Below are 15,012 nucleotides of genomic sequence, written 5' to 3' on the forward strand. Positions count from 1 at the left end.
ATGGTCGGACAAAAAATTACGCCTGGCTCAGGCGGCGCGCGCCTTCCAGCAGGGTCTCGTTATCTTTGGAAAAACTCAGCCGGATTAGGCCGGTATTGGTGCCGTCGCTGTAGAACGCCGACAGCGGGATCGTCGCCACCTTCGCTTCGCGGATCAAGCGGACGGCGAAATCATTGTCGCTTTCGTGACTGAAGCCGCTAAAGCGGGCCAGCATGAAGAAGCTGCCGCGGCTGGGCAGCAGCTCAAAGCGCGAATCCTGCAAGGCGCTGGCCAGCAGATCGCGCTTTTGTTGGTAAAACGCCGCCAGCCCCAGGTAGCTCTGCGGGTTGGCGAGCGCGGCGGCGAAGGCGTGTTGCATCGGCGTATCGGCGGAGAACACCATAAATTGGTGCACCTTGCGGATCTCGTCCATCAGCGCCGCCGGCGCCAGACAGTAGCCGACGCGCCAGCCGGTGACGTGGTAGGTTTTACCGAACGACGACACGATCACGCTGCGTTCCGCCAGCTGCGGATAGCGCGCCATGCTGTGGTGAATTTCGCCGTCGAACACCACGTGTTCGTAGACCTCGTCGGACAGGATCACGATGTCGGTGTCGCGGGTCAGGGCGGTCAGGCGTTCGATGTCGTGCTCGTCAAACACCGCGCCGGTCGGGTTGTGCGGCGTGTTGACGATGATCATGCGCGTTTTGCCGTTGATGGCGGCGGCCACTTCGTCCCAGTCGACGCGAAAATCCTGCAGCGACAGTTTGATCGCCACCGGCGTGGCGCCCTGCAGGCGCACGATCGGCGCATAGCTGTCGAACGCCGGTTCGAAATAGATCACCTCGTCGCCGGGATGCACCAGCGCGCTGATCGCCGAGTACAGCCCTTCGCTGGCGCTGGCGATCACCGTGATTTCTTCGTCGGCGTCATAGCGTGCGCCATACAATCGTTCAGCTTTTTCCGCCAGAGCAGCACGTAACGCCGCCACGCCGCTCATCGGCGCGTATTGGTTATGACCTGCGCGCATGGCTTGCGCCGTTGCCTCGATCAGCTGCGGGTCGCCGGCGAAGTTGGGCGCACCCTGCGACAGATTGAGGGCCTGATGTTCGGCGCTGAGTTGGCCAATGACGGTGAAAATGGTGGTGCCGACGTCCGGCAGCTTCGAGCGGGATAAACAGGCGCTCTGCATGGTGGGCTCCAGGCAAACAGGGAAGTGTTGAGCGATTAAGCATCAGCCGGCGTAGGCGGACAAGGGAAAGTTTGTCATACTTGCCATGCACTGTGATCATATCTAATCGAGGCCTGCTATGCCGATATCCCTGCCGTCGCTCGACGTGTTGAAAACCTTCGTGGTGGTGGCGCAACGCCTCAACTTTACCCATGCCGCCCGGGAGCTGCACCTGACGCAGGGGGCGGTCAGCCGGCAAATTCTCGGGCTGGAGCAGCGCCTGGGTTATCCGCTGTTCAGCCGCCAGCCGCGCGGTTTGGCGCTGACGCCGCAGGGCGCGCAGCTGCTGGCGCCGGTGCAGCAGGCGCTGGGGCAGCTGGACGAGGCGCTGACGCGGGCCGCCGCCCCACCGGGGGCGCTGCGCGTCAAATGCCCGACCTGCGCGATGCGCTGGGTGCTGCCGCGTGTGATTCGCCTGCAGAATGAACGGCCGGACATGCATATCGAGCTGACCGCCTCGGTGTCGCACGGTCTGGATTTCAGCACCGAGCAGTTTGACGCCGCGGTGGTATTCGGCCGGCCATCGGGTAAAAAGCTGACCGCGCACCTGCTGTTCGACGAAATCCTCACGCCGGTCTGCACGCCGACGTTTCTGCCGCCGGCACCCCGGCTGGCGGATTTGACGGACAAAACCCTGCTGCATCCGACGCGCGATCGCCGCGACTGGCTGCGCTGGCTGAAGGCGGCGGGGGCCGATGCGCTGCCGTCCGGCAAGGCTCAGCATTTCGATACTCTCGATCTGGCGATGAGCGCCGCGCTGCAGGGGTTCGGCATCGCCATCGGCGATCTGTGCCTGCTGGAGGAGGATATTCAGGCGCGGCGCGTCGTCACGCCGTTCCCGCTCTGCGTCAGCAGCGGCGCGGCCTATTATCTGGTCTATCCTGAACGCGGGGCGCCGCCGCCGGCGTTGGCGCCGCTGATCGATTTTCTGACGGCGGAGGCCGCCGACAGCCGCGCCCGGCTGCAGAATTACCTGCCGATAACCTGTAATGCTTTGTAAACATTGCCGATGCGAATTCCCTTGGCGATGAAACAGAGTGTGGCAAACTGTTTCTTCACTCCGATTAAACCCCGCGGCGTTGGCAGCGGAAACACGCCTGAGATAAAACAAGATGAAATGGCTTTGTGTGGTGAGTATGTTGTCCGGTCTGGCCCTCAGCCCGGCTTTTGCGCAGGAAACGCCGATAATGCAGGGCATTCACGCACAGCAGCGCGACGCCTTCGTGTCCCATTTGATGAAGCAGATGACGCTGGAAGAGAAGATCGGCCAGCTGCGGCTGATCAGCGTCGGGCCGGATAACCCGAAAGAAGCGATCCGCGAGGGCATCCGCAAAGGGCAGATCGGCGCCATTTTCAATACCGTCACCCGCCCGGACATTCGGGTGATGCAGGATCAGGCGATGCAGCTCAGCCGCCTCAAAATTCCGTTGTTCTTCGCCTATGACGTGGTGCACGGCCAGCGCACCGTGTTCCCGATCAGCCTGGGGCTGGCGGCCAGCTTCGATCTGGAGGCCATTGCGCTCAGCGCCCGCGTGGCGGCGCAGGAGGCCAGCGATGACGGCCTCAACATGACCTTCGCGCCGATGGTCGATATCACCCGCGATCCGCGCTGGGGCCGAGTCTCCGAAGGCTTCGGCGAAGACACCTGGCTGGTGTCGAAAATCGCCAAAGTGATGGTCGACGGTTATCAAAACGGCGACCCGGCCAAGCCCGGTTCGGTGATGGCCAGCGTTAAGCACTTTGCGTTGTACGGCGCCGTCGAAGGCGGCCGCGATTACAACACCGTCGACATGAGCCCGCTGCGCATGTATCAGGACTACCTGCCGCCTTACAAAGCGGCGGTGGATGCCGGCAGCGGCGGGGTGATGGTGTCGCTCAACTCGGTGAACGGCGTGCCGGCCACCGCCAATCCGTGGCTGCTGAAAGACCTGTTGCGCGACCAGTGGGGCTTTAAAGGCATCACTATCAGCGACCACGGCGCAATTAAAGAACTGATTAAACACGGCGTGGCCGCCGACGCGCGCGACGCTGTACGCCTGGCAATCACCTCCGGCGTCGACATGAGCATGAGCGACGAGTTTTACGACAAATACCTGCCGGGTCTGGTGAAAGACGGGCTGGTGCCTGAAAGCGATATCGATCGCGCCTGCCGCGACGTGCTGAACACCAAGTACGACATGGGGCTGTTCACCGATCCGTATGTGCATCTGGGCCCGGCGGGTTCCGACCCGCAGGACACCAACGCCGAAAGCCGCCTGCACCGCGCCGAGGCGCGGGTGGTGGCACGCAAAACGATGGTGTTGCTGAAGAACGATAAGCAGACGCTGCCGCTGAGCAAGCAGGCGACCATCGCGCTGGTCGGGCCGATGGCCGACAGCCAGCGCGACGTGATGGGCAGCTGGTCGGCCGCCGGAGTGGTCAAGCAGTCGGTGACCCTGCGCGAAGGGTTGGAGCGGGCGGTGGGCGACAAGGCGCGCATTCTTTACGCCAAGGGCGCCAACGTCACGCAGGATAAAGGCATTATCGACTACCTGAACGAGTACGAGCCGGCGGTGGCGTTCGACACCCGTTCGCCGCAGCAGATGATCGACGAAGCGGTACAGGCGGCGAACAAGGCCGACGTGGTCGTGGCGGTGGTGGGGGAATCGCAGGGCATGGCGCATGAGGCCTCCAGCCGCGCTGACATCACGATCCCGCAGAGCCAGCGCGATCTGATCGCCGCGCTGAAAGCCACCGGCAAGCCGCTGGTGCTGGTGCTGATGAACGGCCGGCCGTTGGCGCTGAGCTGGGAGAGCGAGCAGGCGGACGCGATGCTGGAAACCTGGTACAGCGGCACCGAGGGCGGCAACGCAGTGGCGGACGTACTGTTCGGCGACTACAACCCGTCGGGCAAGCTGCCGATGACCTTCCCGCGCTCGGTCGGCCAGATCCCGATGTACTACAACCACCTGAACACCGGCCGCCCGTTCGGCAAGGAGAATCCGGGCAAGTACACCTCGCGCTACTTCGATTCGCCGAACGGCCCGCTGTATCCGTTCGGTTACGGCCTGAGCTATACCACCTTCAGCCTGTCGGATCTGAAACTGTCCAGCCCGACGATGGCGCGCAACGGCAAGCTAACCGCCAGCGTCACGCTGAAAAATACCGGCAAGTACGACGGCGCCACGGTGGTGCAGCTGTATCTGCAGGACGTGACCGCCTCGGTCAGCCGGCCGGTAAAAGAGCTGCGCAACTTCAAGAAAGTGACGCTGAAGGCCGGCCAGTCGCAGCAGGTTGAGCTGCCGATTAGCGAAGACGATCTGAAGTTCTACAACGCCAGCCTGAAATGGGGGGCGGAGCCGGGCAAATTCAACGTGTTCGTCGGCCTGGACTCCGACAACGTGCAGGCGCACAGTTTTACGCTGAAGTAACCCTGTCCCCCTCGTTCGCCGCGCTGAGCGAGGGGGTATCCATTCCCGCTAACGTCATCGGAGCTTGCCTCATGAAACGCTATCTGGACTGCAGCGCCAGCGATCTGGCCGATATCGGCAAAGCCGACCTGCTCTATGCCATCCGCGCCAGCGAAGGGCGCATCTTGGTCAGCGAAACCATCGCGGTCACTCAGCCGCTGCTCAATAACGTCACCAACGCCGAACTGGCGGCCAGCCAGGGCGCCGACCTGCTGCTGCTGAACCTGTTCGACGTTGACCATCCGCACATCGCGGGCCTGCCCGCCGACGTGCCGCCTCAGGAGGCGCTGCGCACGCTGCAGCGCCTGACCGGGCGGGTGATCGGGGTGAATCTGGAGGCCGTCGATCCGGCCTTCGCCACCGAACATAACGATTTCTGGCAGATGACGGCGGGGCGCGCCGCCACCGCCGAGAATGCCCGCAAGCTGTATCAGCTCGGCGCGCGCATGCTGGTGCTGACCGGCAACCCGAACAACGGCGTCAGCAATCAGGCGATCGCCGTCGCGCTGAAAGCGATTCGCGATGAAGTGGGCGACGAGATGGTGCTGGTGACCGGCAAGATGCACGGGGCCGGTATTGTGCGCGAAAGCGGCAGCCAGCTGATCGGTGAGCAGGACATCGCGCTGTTCGTGGAGAACGGTGCGGACATCGTGCTGTTGCCGGCGCCGGGCACCATTCCCGGCATGTCGCAGGAGAAAGTGGCGGCACTGATCAATTTTGCCCAGCGGCAAGGTGCGCTGGCGATGACGGCGATCGGCACCTCGCAAGAGGGGGCCGACGTGCAGACCGTGCGGCAGATTGCGCTGATGAGCAAAATGGCCGGGGCGGATCTGCACCATATCGGCGATACCGGCTATCTGGGGCTGGCGCTGCCGGAAAACATCTTCGCTTACAGCGTGGCGATTCGCGGCGTGCGCCACACCTACAGCCGCATGGCGCGCTCGGTGAACCGCTAAGCCTGGGGTTTTTGCGCCGTCACGATGCTGAAATAGCCGAGCGACGGCAGCACCTGAGCAGGCCCGAAGCCGACGTCGTGCAGCAGGTCGCGGATTTCCCTGCCGGAGTATTGGCGGCCCTGCGTCCATCCCATCATCATCAGGCTGTACCCCGCGGCGGCAGGCGGCCCGTCGCCGTCATCGTTGTACAGCACTTCGTGGATCACGATCCTGCCCCCGGGCGGGAGGGCCGCATAGCTCTTTTGCGCCAGGAAGCGGTTCTTGTCCATCGGCCAGTCGTGGAAAATATTGGAGTACAGGTGCAGATCCGCAGCCGGGTAGGGATCGCGCCACATATCGCCGCTGTGGGTGCCGATGCGCTGGCTGAGACCGTAATGGCGCGCGTAGTCGGCGGCGAGCGGGCACACCTCCGGCAGATCGAACACGGTGCAGGTCAACGTCGGCCAGTGGGCCGCCAGGCTGATGGCATGGGCGCCGGAGGCGCCGCCGATATCCAGCGCCGCGCGGCAGGCGCCGAGGGGTAACAGCGCCGGCCAAACGCTGGCCGAGCCCATGCTCAGGCTGTGCATGGCGTGGGTAAACCGCCGCATTCTATCGGCGTCGAGCGTATGGGTTTCAAACAGCTCCTGCTCGCCGTACGCCTGCGAGGTATTTTTTCTGATGGCGTTTTCCAGGTTTTTCAGCGAGAAAATTTCGCTGTTTTCAATCATCAAATCCCAGAAGTAGCCGAAATAATGCGGGTTGTTTTTTAACAAAAAGGTTTCCGCTTCCGGCGTGAGAGAGAATGTTTCACCGTCTCTGTCTATCAATTTCAATGCCAATAACGCCATGACCAACGTTTCCGCCGGGCGTCTTTCCACATTGGCCTGAGTGCATATATCGGTCAGGTTACGGGGGTGCAAAGCAATAAATTCAAAGATGCCCAGGCGATGCGCGATAAGCACCGCCGGATAGAGATATAAATTCATCGTGATATCGAGAATGGTTTTGTCGTCGCATTGCGGCGGCCGGACGGAATGGTTCATGTGAATCCCCTCCCACTAAGGCATGGCGCGTCTTAACAGGCTATGTCACGCCTGTGATTTTAGCAAAGGGTGGGAGCGCGATTGACCGCAGGCCAACGCTTCCGTTGCAAATAATTCCTGGGTGAGATTATTTTTAATATGAATTGAACGCGGCCAATATCGAGCGTGAAAAAATGATACCGGGCGGAGGTCATTACCCTATCGTGCGTTTTTATTTTATTGGGGGTTAACTTAATCACAGTTATTAACGCGTTAGGGTTGTGCTAATCTAGGCCGCCGTTATACCGTAGCGGTGTTCACATTCTTTTTGTGAATAATTAAAACTTAACTATTTCATTATTAAAACGAGTTAACAATGAAAAAAAGCATTCTGACCGGCATGATTGCCGCGACTCTGGGCCTGTTCAACACCGCTAACGCTGAAGGGATGGATCCTGCCGCATTAAAAAACGTTTATGACATCACGCGCAATACCGCCGGGCTGATGTCTTACTGCGTCGATAAAGGCTTCCTGAAAGCCGACAGCATCGACAACGCCAAGAAAATGGTGGCCTACGTGGCGGCTATTCCCGGCGGCGTCGACACCCGCGACGGCGACAAGCGCGAAGCGATGGGCCGTGAAGGCAATGTGCTGAACGACGACGGCAAAGTGGTTGCGTTGGAAAAAGAAGCGCCGCAGGGGCTGCAGGCATGGTGCCAGCAGGCTGACGAAGGGATCCGCCAGGGGCTGACGTCTATCGGTCAATAAGCGCCGGTGAAGAGAATCTCCGGGCCAGGCGGCCCGGGGAATCTTACCAGAACAGCGGGGTGGTGTTTTCAGCCAGAAACGCCAGCAGGGTTTCGTTGACCGCCGCCGGATTTTCCTTGTTGCTGATATGCCCGGCGTTGGGGATCAGCACATGTTGACAGCCGAGAAGATCGGCCATGCGCTGGCCTTCCGCCGGCGGGCGCGGTTTATCCTGCGCGCCGGTGATGACGATGCTGGCGGCGGTGATGTTTTCCAGCAGCGGCAGCTTGTCGGGGCGACCGAAGATCATCCGGCCCAGTGGCACGATGCTCTCGCGCAGGCGATCGGCGGGCAGGCTTTGCAGATGGGCCAGCAGTGGCTGCGACAACGCATCGGGCACCTCGTCGGAATAAAACTGCGCGGCGATATATTCCAGCAGCGGCGAAGTGATGGTGCCGGCCTGTTCAACGGCGGCCAGCATGCCCATATAGCGCTGCCGCGCCTCCGGCGTTTCGTCGCCCAGGTAGCTGTCCATCAGCGCCAGCACCTTGACCCGTTCCGGCGCCAGCGCCGCCAGTTCGGCGCCCCACATGCCGCCGACGGACAGGCCGACGATGCCGAACTCTTCAATATCCAAATGATCCATCAGCGCCAGATGGTCGGCGGCGATATCCGACAGGCTGTTACGCCCGGCCGGCAGCGCCGGTGAGTCGCCGTGGCCCCAGAGATCCGGCACGATCAGGCGATAGCGTTTCGCCAGCGCTTCGAACTGCGGCGCCCACATGTTCAGATCGAACAGATAGCTGTGGCCCAACAGCAACGGAAAGCCTGAGCCCACGTCGAGATAATGCAGGGATTTGCCCATCGTTGGCATCTTATCGGTTCCTTATATAAAGAGAGTCCGGCTGCTTATATCACACTCATATTCAACCTGCGGTATTAATTTACCTTAAATTACTTAGGTAAACCCTTATTTTTAATTTCTCTTGATAACAAGACGTCAATGAAAGGTGATGCTAAGGATAATATTCTGGTGACGATAAGAGCCTTGGTTTATGCTGGCGCTCCTTTCAAGATGGAATAAGTAAACAGGGAGTCACGATGAAAAGACTTTTCAGACTATTAATTATTTTGCTTGTCATTTTGCTGCTGGCGGCGGTGCTGTGGTGGTTCTTCGGGCGTGGTAATCCGAATGCGCTGTGGCAAATCGTCAGCCAACAGTGCGTGCCCAATCAGCAGCAGAACAACGATCCGGCGCCCTGCTTAAAGGTTGATTTAACCGAGGGTTATGTGCTGTTCAAGGACAGTAAAGGCCCCTATCACGATCTGGTGATGCCAACCGAAAAGGTCAGCGGCATCGAGAGCCCGGCATTGCAGACGGAGCACGCGCCGCCTTATTTCGCCCAGGCCTGGAATAACCGTGAACATATATCCGGCGAGCTGGGTAAACCGCTAAAAGATGCATGGCTTTCTCTGGCGGTCAATTCGAAATATGGTCGCTCTCAGAATCAGCTGCATATTCACGTTGCCTGCCTGCGTCAGGATGTCTATAACGCGCTGGGGCAGCAGGCGGAGCAATTAGATCAACAGTGGCGCCCGCTGGCGGTGAAATTGGTCGGCCATCAATATCTGGCCAGAAAATTGGCGGGCACCGATTTAACCCAGGAAGATCCTTTCCGTTTACTGCACAACTATGTGGTCAAGCAGGGCGACAGCATCGGCAATTATGGCCTGGCGCTGGCGGTCAGCCCACAGGGCGAGATGTTGCTGTTGGCGAACCGTCTGAAGCTGACCGATCTGAATCTGGGGTCGGCCGGTGAAATCCAGGACTATCAGTGCGCGGTGGCGGGCAACTGAAGATGATGACAACCCGCCGGCTGCATTAGCCGCCGGCTGCCGTGTGGTCAGAGCTTCTTCAGCAGTTCCAGCAGCTGCGCTTCGCTTTTCTCCGCCAGCCCGTCGATCGCCAGCTTGATGATGTCGGAGCGGGTGATGCGCACGATGCCGCTGCGCGCCGCCTGGACGATCACCTCATCGATGGCTTCAATGTGGTTGTCCGTCAGGCTGACGGAGATCGCCTTGTAGGTGCGCTTGCGGCCGGCCGGTTTGGCTTCCGGCGCGGGCACCGCGACCGGCAGCGTGTGCGAGGTGGCGCTGTTGATGAATTCGTCTTCCGACATGCGGTGGGTGGGGGTGCGCTTCTTCACAGGATCACCTCTTTCACCAGGCATTCAATTTCGCTCTGCGCCTTTTCGTTGTTTGCCTCATGCACGGTGATGGCTTCGCCCCAGGCATCGCGATAAATCTTGCGGTCGCACAGGCGGTGGCTCACCAGCGTGAACTCCGGGTATTCGCTCAGCACCTGCGCCGCTTCGTTGGCTTCGTTGATGAAGATATTGGTCGGGCACATGTTCAGCACGATGTAGCCTTTGACCTTTTCGTTGTACTCCTGCGCGGTGGAGAACATCTCCGACAGATAGCCGACGGTGTCGAGATCCATCTGCGAAGGGCGCAGCGGCGAGAGGAACAGATCGGCGGCCAGCAGCCCGGAGCGCAGTTCGGCGCTGTCGCGGCCGGCGGTGTCGACGATCACGTAGTCGTAATGGCGATCCAGTTCCAGCAGCGTTTCCTTGATTTTGCCCGACGCTGCCACCACCGGAATGTGCGGCAGCCCTTCGACGTTCTGGCGGTCGTTGTACCAGGTCATGATCGATTTCTGGTCGTCGGCATCGACGATGATCGCCGTCTTGCCTTGCTTAAGAATCAGATACCCGGCGATATTCACCGCTTTCGTCGATTTGCCGACGCCGCCTTTTTGCGAGCCAATCAGGACAATCATGCTGCCATCTCTCAAGTTATTAAGCTGATAACTTATTAAGTTAATGTGCTTATTAGGTTGATAATCAAACAGGTTAACAAGAACAACTCGCGAACAATATGCACCAACTGCGGCGGCTTGCCAAGCCAGTATGTCGTTAACTGCGCAGCTTATTTTGCGCTGGATGGCCCGGATGGGTAAGTAGGAATTCTCTGGGAAGTGGCGATGCGGAGGCGGGTTTTGTTAATTTAACAGCTTAATAAGTTAGTGACCCATTAAGCTGTTGTCGACATTATTTCTTCATCATCGCCTTCAGGTTGGCGAACGGGTTGTGGGTGGCGACGCCGACATCTTTCTGTGCGTCTTCACCGGCCACCACCGTCGAACCGTATTGATCGGCTTCGGTGTATTTCGAGTGCTCGTGGTCGTGGCAATACAGGCACAGCATTTCCCAATTGCTGCCGTCTTCGGGGTTGTTGCTGTGATCGTGATCGATGTGGTGCACCGTCAGTTCGCGCAGGTTGGAATAAACGAACTCGCGCGAGCAGCGCCCGCACACCCAGGGGAACAGTTTCAGCGCTTTTTCGCGGTAGCCGGTTTCCAGCTTCGCATAGTTTTTGGGGATATAGGCCATGGTGGTCGTCCGTCGTGAATCACTATGCGGCAAATAATACCACATTGCGTGCGGCTACAACGTGCGGCTCATCCTGCCGCTAGCGAAACGTCTCCACCGCCCAGTCGATAAACGCCCGCAGTTTGCCGCTGAGGTGGCGGTTGGACGGGTAGACCACGTACATCTGCTCCGGCGGCGGCTGCCAGTCGTGCAGCAGGCTGACCAGCTCACCGCTGTCGAGGTGCGGCTGCGCCATAAAGCGATAGGTCTGGATGATGCCCAATCCGGCCAGGCTCGCCGCCAGCAGCGCGTTGCCTTCGTTGATGCTGACCGGATAGCGTTGCTGGATGGCGATCTCTTTGCCGCGCTCGACATAGCGTTGCGGATGGATGCGGTCGTTGACCGGATGGCGATAGTGCACCATCGGGAAACCCTGCTCCAGATCGCACGGGTGGCGCGGCGTGCCGTGGCGCGCCAGGTAGGCCGGGGTGGCGCAGCTCACCCAGTCCAGATCGAACAGGCGGCGGGCGATCAGGCTGGAATCGGCCAGCGGGCCGCTGCGGATCACGCAGTCGGTGCTGTCGCTAATGAGATCGATAACGCGGTCGCCGACGCTCAGATCGATCTGTATCTGCGGGTAGCGCGCCAGAAAATCGGGCAGCGCGGGCAGCAGCAGCCGGCGCGCGGTGCCGCCGCCGGTGTCGATGCGCAATACGCCTTGCGGTGAGCTTTGCGATTCGGTCAGGCAGCCTTCCATCTGCTCCAAATCCGCCAGCCATTTCACCGTATTCTGGTAATAGCATTCGCCTTCGCGGGTGACCGACACGCTGCGGGTGGTGCGCTGAAACAGCTTGGTCTGCAGGTGATCTTCCAGGCTCTGGATCAGCTTGGTCACCGTGGCTTTCGGCATGCCCAGCGAATCGGCGGCGCGGGTAAAGCCGCCGGTTTCCACCACGCGGTTAAACACCCGGATGGCGAGTAGATGATGGTCCATAGGCTCTCAGCGCAACGCCCCGGCGGCGGCCGGGGCGCGTTTCTGCGGATAAATAAGGATTAACACTGTTTAGCGCCAATCGCGCCGGAGCGCAAGCTGAGGCCGAACACCAACGCGGCGGAGAGGATCAGTGCGCCGCCGAACAGCATGGCGCTGCTGACGCCCTGCCAGTCCACCACCTCGCCGCCCAGCAGTGCGCCGGAGGCCAGTGCGATCTGCACCACGCATACCAGCAGCGCCTGGCCGGCTTCCGGCGCCTGCGGCACCGCGGCGAACATCCAGTTGGTGGCGCATACCGGCACCGCGCCGAAGGCCAGCCCCCAGACCATCACCATCAGTGTGGCGCCGCCAAGGCCGCTGAGCAGCGGCGAGACGATGAGGATGGCTGCCAGCATGGCGGCGATCAGGATGAAGGTGGCGCGCAGGCTGTATTCCCCCAGACGCTCGCCGAGGAAGGTGCCCAGCAGGCCGATGGCGCCATAGGCCAACAGCTGCAGCGAGATTGCCGACGGGCTAAGGACGAACACCTGTTGCAGCAGGGGCCGCAGATAGGTGTAGGCGGCGAAGTGGCCGATGAACAGCAGCACGATAGCGATCAGGCCGATGCGCGCCATCGGCAGGCGCAGCGGCAGCACCAGATCGCGCGGCGTGACCGGCCGGGAAGGCGGCACCGAGGTCAGCAAACGCAGCTGCGCCAGCAGTACGCCGACCGCCAATGCCGCACCGCCGAAGAAGGCGGCGCGCCAGCCGAACAGATCGCCGATCAGCGCCCCCGCCGGCACGCCGCACACCGCGCCGACCGAGATGCCGCTGAGGATCAGCGCGGTGGCGCGGCCCTGGTTGGCTTCCGGCACCAGATGGCGGCCGTAGTTGGCGGCGAACGACCAGAAGCCGCCGACGCAGATGCCCAGCAGTACGCGGCCCAGCAGCATCATCGGGAAGTTGACGGCCAGCGCCGCCACCAGGTTGGAGACGATCAGCAGCAGCGACAGTCCCAGCATCAGTAAACGCCGGTCCAGGCGGCCGGAAATCAGGCTTAATGCGGGGGCGGCCACCGCCGCTACGATGCCGGGCATGGTGACCATCAGCCCGGCGGTGCCGGTGCTGACGCCGAGCGAAGGGGCGATGTTGGTCAGCAGGCCGATCGGCAGAAACTCGGTGGTGACCATGACAAAACAGGCGACCGTCAGCGAGAAGATCGCCGGCCACGGGGATGATGCAGGTTTATCTTTATTATTCAGCATAATGCCGCTCGTCTTGGGTGAATGCGCAGGCCGCGCTCGGGGCGCGATGTGACCGAAGTCACAATCTACGGCAGGCCGAAGCCGCGGATAAATCCGTTTGCGGTGGTTACACTGTTTCTGAGGGGAAACAATCGCCGGCGGCGGGTGAAAACGCGGCTTGCGCCGCGCTGAGGGGAAAGGAATAAAACGGCATAAGGTTATGACCGAATGCCGCGTGGCGTTCACAGCCCCGGCGCTTTCCACAGCGAAGTGGTCAGGCCGTTATCCACCAGCGTCAGCTGATCGGCGTAAACCTGCCGCCAGGTTTCTTTCTGTTCCTGATACAGCGCGTGGTGGGCCATGTCCGGCTGGTGTTCGCGTTCCCAGCGCACCAGGCGCTCGCCGGTTTCGGCCAGCGACTCGTACAGCCCGGCGCCGACGCCGGCGGCGATCGCACAGCCCAGCGCGGTGGCCTCTTTCACCACCGGCACCCGCACCGTCAAACCGGTGACGTCGCTGAGGATCTGGCTCCACAGCTTACCCTTGGCCCCGCCGCCGGCGAACACCAGCGAGCGCGCCTGTACGCCGGAGAAGGCGGCGATCTGCTCCAGGTTGCAGGCGGAGACGATGGCGGCGTTCTCTTCCAGCGCGCGGAACAGCGTCTGTTTGTTGCAGCGCTCCGGGTCGATCGACATATTGATGAATGACGGCGCCGCGTGGTACCAGGTTTTGAAATGCATGGCGTCGGAAAAGATCGGCATCACGCCGTAGGCGCCCGGCGGCACTCTGGCCGCCATCTCTTCCAGCAGGCTGTAGGCATCGACCCCCAGCCGCTCCGCCAGCAATTTTTCCTCCGCGCAGAAGGCATCGCGGAACCAGCGCATGGTCAGGCCGGTAAAGAAGCTGATGGATTCCGCCTGCGCCATGCCGGGAATGACGTGGGGGTTGATGCGAATGTTCATCTCCGGATCGATGGCCGGCTCCGGCAGGTTGACGATCTGCTGCCAGAAGGTGCCGCCGAGCACCGCCGTCTGCCCGGCGCGCACGATGCCGAGCCCCAGGCTGCCGAGCTGCACGTCGCCGCCGCCCATCACCACCGGGGTGCCGCGTAGCAGCCCGCTCTCCTGCGCCGCCTGTTCGGTGACGCGCCCCAGCACGCTGCCGGTCTCTTTCACCGGCGACAGAATATCGGCGCGCAGCCCGGCCATGTCGAGCAGCGCCGGGCACCAGTCGCGGCTGGTCAGATCCAGCATGCCGGTGGTGCCGGCGTTGGAAGGATCGACCGCCAGCTCGCCGCTGAGCATGTTGGCCAGCCAGTCGCTGATCATGGTCAGCGTCGCCGCCTGGCGGTAGATGTCCGGCCGATGGTGCGCCAGCCACAGCAGGCGCGGCATGGCGCTCAGCGCCAGCGTCTGGCCGGAGTATTGATACACCTCGCGTTCGAAGCCGTGGTTGTGCAGCTCTTTCAGCTCGCTGACTTCGTGGCTGGCGCGCGCATCGACGTTGGCGCAGGCCCAGATCGGCACGCCGTTGCGGTCGTACAGCACGATGCCTTCACGCATCGAACAGCAGGCCACCGCGCGGATCGCCTGAGCGCTCAAGCCTGCACGTTGCATCGCCTGGCGAATGCACTGGCAGGCCAGCTGCCAGTTGTGGCTGAGGTCAAACTCCATCGAGCCGGGCACGCCCGGCACCGCCAGGTGTTGCCACTCCGCCTGGCCGTGCGCTATCTGGTTGCCCGCCACATCGAAGATCACCGCGCGAATGCTGCCCGTTCCTGCGTCCAGCGCCATCAAGTAGTTATCCATAGCCTATGCTCTCAGGGGGAGGAGTGTTAACTATAGATGCCGCCGCCTTACCCCGCCGGGGGAGGAGTGGGCGTCGCCGATGCGATTTGTGAGCCAGGCGGCAAAATTGCCGTTGCGGCGGGCAATCGACGGGAATAAACCTATGGTTGGAAAGAGTCATTTTGCGGTACGCCGTTTAAACAAGGAGTT

Annotated in this window: 14 protein-coding genes; 5 read left to right on the top strand and 9 right to left on the bottom strand. The window is 61.4% G+C overall.

Going from position 1 to position 15,012, the window contains the following annotated elements:
• Positions 1–16: 16 nt before the first annotated feature.
• Positions 17–1,171 carry a methionine aminotransferase gene (locus C3F38_RS09175; RefSeq protein ID WP_055316133.1) on the bottom strand — a complete coding sequence of 385 codons (1,155 nt, stop codon included), beginning with the start codon at positions 1,169–1,171 and terminating at the stop codon, positions 17–19.
• 118 nt (positions 1,172–1,289) lie between these two features.
• On the opposite strand from C3F38_RS09175, the gene C3F38_RS09180 reads away from it, so the two are divergent.
• From C3F38_RS09180 to C3F38_RS09190, 3 genes are all read left to right on the top strand, one after another.
• A complete protein-coding gene (locus C3F38_RS09180) occupies positions 1,290–2,210 on the top strand; it encodes a LysR substrate-binding domain-containing protein (protein WP_055316134.1) in 921 nt (306 codons plus the stop codon).
• A gap of 112 nt (positions 2,211–2,322) precedes the next feature.
• A complete protein-coding gene (bglX, locus tag C3F38_RS09185; protein WP_057523640.1) occupies positions 2,323–4,620 on the top strand; it encodes a beta-glucosidase BglX in 2,298 nt (765 codons plus the stop codon).
• Positions 4,621–4,691: 71 nt separating this feature from the next.
• The gene (locus tag C3F38_RS09190; protein ID WP_038879955.1) at positions 4,692–5,615 is read left to right on the top strand and encodes a PEP phosphonomutase; all 924 of its coding nucleotides are present in this window, start codon (positions 4,692–4,694) and stop codon (positions 5,613–5,615) included.
• Here C3F38_RS09190 and C3F38_RS09195 read toward each other — a convergent pair.
• The gene (locus C3F38_RS09195; protein WP_047728332.1) at positions 5,612–6,640 is read right to left on the bottom strand and encodes a methyltransferase; all 1,029 of its coding nucleotides are present in this window, start codon (positions 6,638–6,640) and stop codon (positions 5,612–5,614) included. The genes C3F38_RS09190 and C3F38_RS09195 overlap by 4 nt on opposite strands.
• A 355-nt stretch (positions 6,641–6,995) precedes the next feature.
• On the opposite strand from C3F38_RS09195, the gene C3F38_RS09200 reads away from it, so the two are divergent.
• Entirely contained in the window at positions 6,996–7,388 is a 393-nt protein-coding gene (locus tag C3F38_RS09200; RefSeq protein ID WP_038879962.1) for a hypothetical protein, read from the top strand.
• Between the two features lie 43 nt (positions 7,389–7,431).
• On the opposite strand, the gene C3F38_RS09205 is transcribed toward C3F38_RS09200, so the two are convergent.
• Complete coding sequence (locus tag C3F38_RS09205) at positions 7,432–8,232, bottom strand: alpha/beta fold hydrolase (RefSeq protein ID WP_055316031.1); 801 nt, start codon at positions 8,230–8,232, stop codon at positions 7,432–7,434.
• Positions 8,233–8,468: 236 nt separating this feature from the next.
• Between C3F38_RS09205 and C3F38_RS09210 the strand changes: the two genes are divergently transcribed.
• Positions 8,469–9,224: a CDP-diacylglycerol diphosphatase gene (locus C3F38_RS09210; protein ID WP_038879967.1), complete on the top strand. Its 756-nt coding sequence runs from the start codon at positions 8,469–8,471 to the stop codon at positions 9,222–9,224.
• Between the two features lie 47 nt (positions 9,225–9,271).
• Here the strand turns inward: C3F38_RS09210 and C3F38_RS09215 are convergent, their stop codons facing one another.
• From C3F38_RS09215 to lsrK, 6 genes are all read right to left on the bottom strand, one after another.
• Positions 9,272–9,574 carry a hypothetical protein gene (locus tag C3F38_RS09215; RefSeq protein WP_038879971.1) on the bottom strand — a complete coding sequence of 101 codons (303 nt, stop codon included), beginning with the start codon at positions 9,572–9,574 and terminating at the stop codon, positions 9,272–9,274.
• Positions 9,571–10,206 carry an AAA family ATPase gene (locus tag C3F38_RS09220; protein ID WP_038879975.1) on the bottom strand — a complete coding sequence of 212 codons (636 nt, stop codon included), beginning with the start codon at positions 10,204–10,206 and terminating at the stop codon, positions 9,571–9,573. The genes C3F38_RS09215 and C3F38_RS09220 overlap by 4 nt, the downstream gene beginning before the upstream one ends.
• A 271-nt stretch (positions 10,207–10,477) precedes the next feature.
• Positions 10,478–10,819: an HNH nuclease YajD gene (gene yajD / locus C3F38_RS09225; protein WP_016928619.1), complete on the bottom strand. Its 342-nt coding sequence runs from the start codon at positions 10,817–10,819 to the stop codon at positions 10,478–10,480.
• A 79-nt stretch (positions 10,820–10,898) separates the two neighbouring features.
• A complete protein-coding gene (locus C3F38_RS09230) occupies positions 10,899–11,792 on the bottom strand; it encodes a LysR family transcriptional regulator (protein ID WP_055316032.1) in 894 nt (297 codons plus the stop codon).
• A gap of 59 nt (positions 11,793–11,851) precedes the next feature.
• Positions 11,852–13,036: an MFS transporter gene (locus tag C3F38_RS09235; RefSeq protein ID WP_038879981.1), complete on the bottom strand. Its 1,185-nt coding sequence runs from the start codon at positions 13,034–13,036 to the stop codon at positions 11,852–11,854.
• 221 nt (positions 13,037–13,257) lie between these two features.
• On the bottom strand, positions 13,258–14,823 hold the full coding sequence (gene lsrK, locus C3F38_RS09240) for an autoinducer-2 kinase (RefSeq protein WP_055316033.1): 1,566 nt from the start codon (positions 14,821–14,823) through the stop codon (positions 13,258–13,260).
• Positions 14,824–15,012 lie beyond the last annotated feature (189 nt).

Source organism: Serratia sp. SSNIH1 (genome assembly GCF_002935055.1).
GTDB lineage: Bacteria > Pseudomonadota > Gammaproteobacteria > Enterobacterales > Enterobacteriaceae > Serratia > Serratia nevei.

Excerpts from the sequence above, each read along its gene's own strand:
- C3F38_RS09175 (WP_055316133.1), bottom strand. The coding sequence starts at position 1,171 with ATGCAGAGCGCCTGTTTATCCCGCTCGAAGCTGCCGGACGTCGGCACC.
- C3F38_RS09180 (WP_055316134.1), top strand. The coding sequence starts at position 1,290 with ATGCCGATATCCCTGCCGTCGCTCGACGTGTTGAAAACCTTCGTGGTG.
- bglX (WP_057523640.1), top strand. The coding sequence starts at position 2,323 with ATGAAATGGCTTTGTGTGGTGAGTATGTTGTCCGGTCTGGCCCTCAGC.
- C3F38_RS09190 (WP_038879955.1), top strand. The coding sequence starts at position 4,692 with ATGAAACGCTATCTGGACTGCAGCGCCAGCGATCTGGCCGATATCGGC.
- C3F38_RS09195 (WP_047728332.1), bottom strand. The coding sequence starts at position 6,640 with ATGAACCATTCCGTCCGGCCGCCGCAATGCGACGACAAAACCATTCTC.
- C3F38_RS09200 (WP_038879962.1), top strand. The coding sequence starts at position 6,996 with ATGAAAAAAAGCATTCTGACCGGCATGATTGCCGCGACTCTGGGCCTG.
- C3F38_RS09205 (WP_055316031.1), bottom strand. The coding sequence starts at position 8,232 with ATGGGCAAATCCCTGCATTATCTCGACGTGGGCTCAGGCTTTCCGTTG.
- C3F38_RS09210 (WP_038879967.1), top strand. The coding sequence starts at position 8,469 with ATGAAAAGACTTTTCAGACTATTAATTATTTTGCTTGTCATTTTGCTG.
- C3F38_RS09220 (WP_038879975.1), bottom strand. The coding sequence starts at position 10,206 with ATGATTGTCCTGATTGGCTCGCAAAAAGGCGGCGTCGGCAAATCGACG.
- yajD (WP_016928619.1), bottom strand. The coding sequence starts at position 10,819 with ATGGCCTATATCCCCAAAAACTATGCGAAGCTGGAAACCGGCTACCGC.
- C3F38_RS09230 (WP_055316032.1), bottom strand. The coding sequence starts at position 11,792 with ATGGACCATCATCTACTCGCCATCCGGGTGTTTAACCGCGTGGTGGAA.
- C3F38_RS09235 (WP_038879981.1), bottom strand. The coding sequence starts at position 13,036 with ATGCTGAATAATAAAGATAAACCTGCATCATCCCCGTGGCCGGCGATC.
- lsrK (WP_055316033.1), bottom strand. The coding sequence starts at position 14,823 with ATGGATAACTACTTGATGGCGCTGGACGCAGGAACGGGCAGCATTCGC.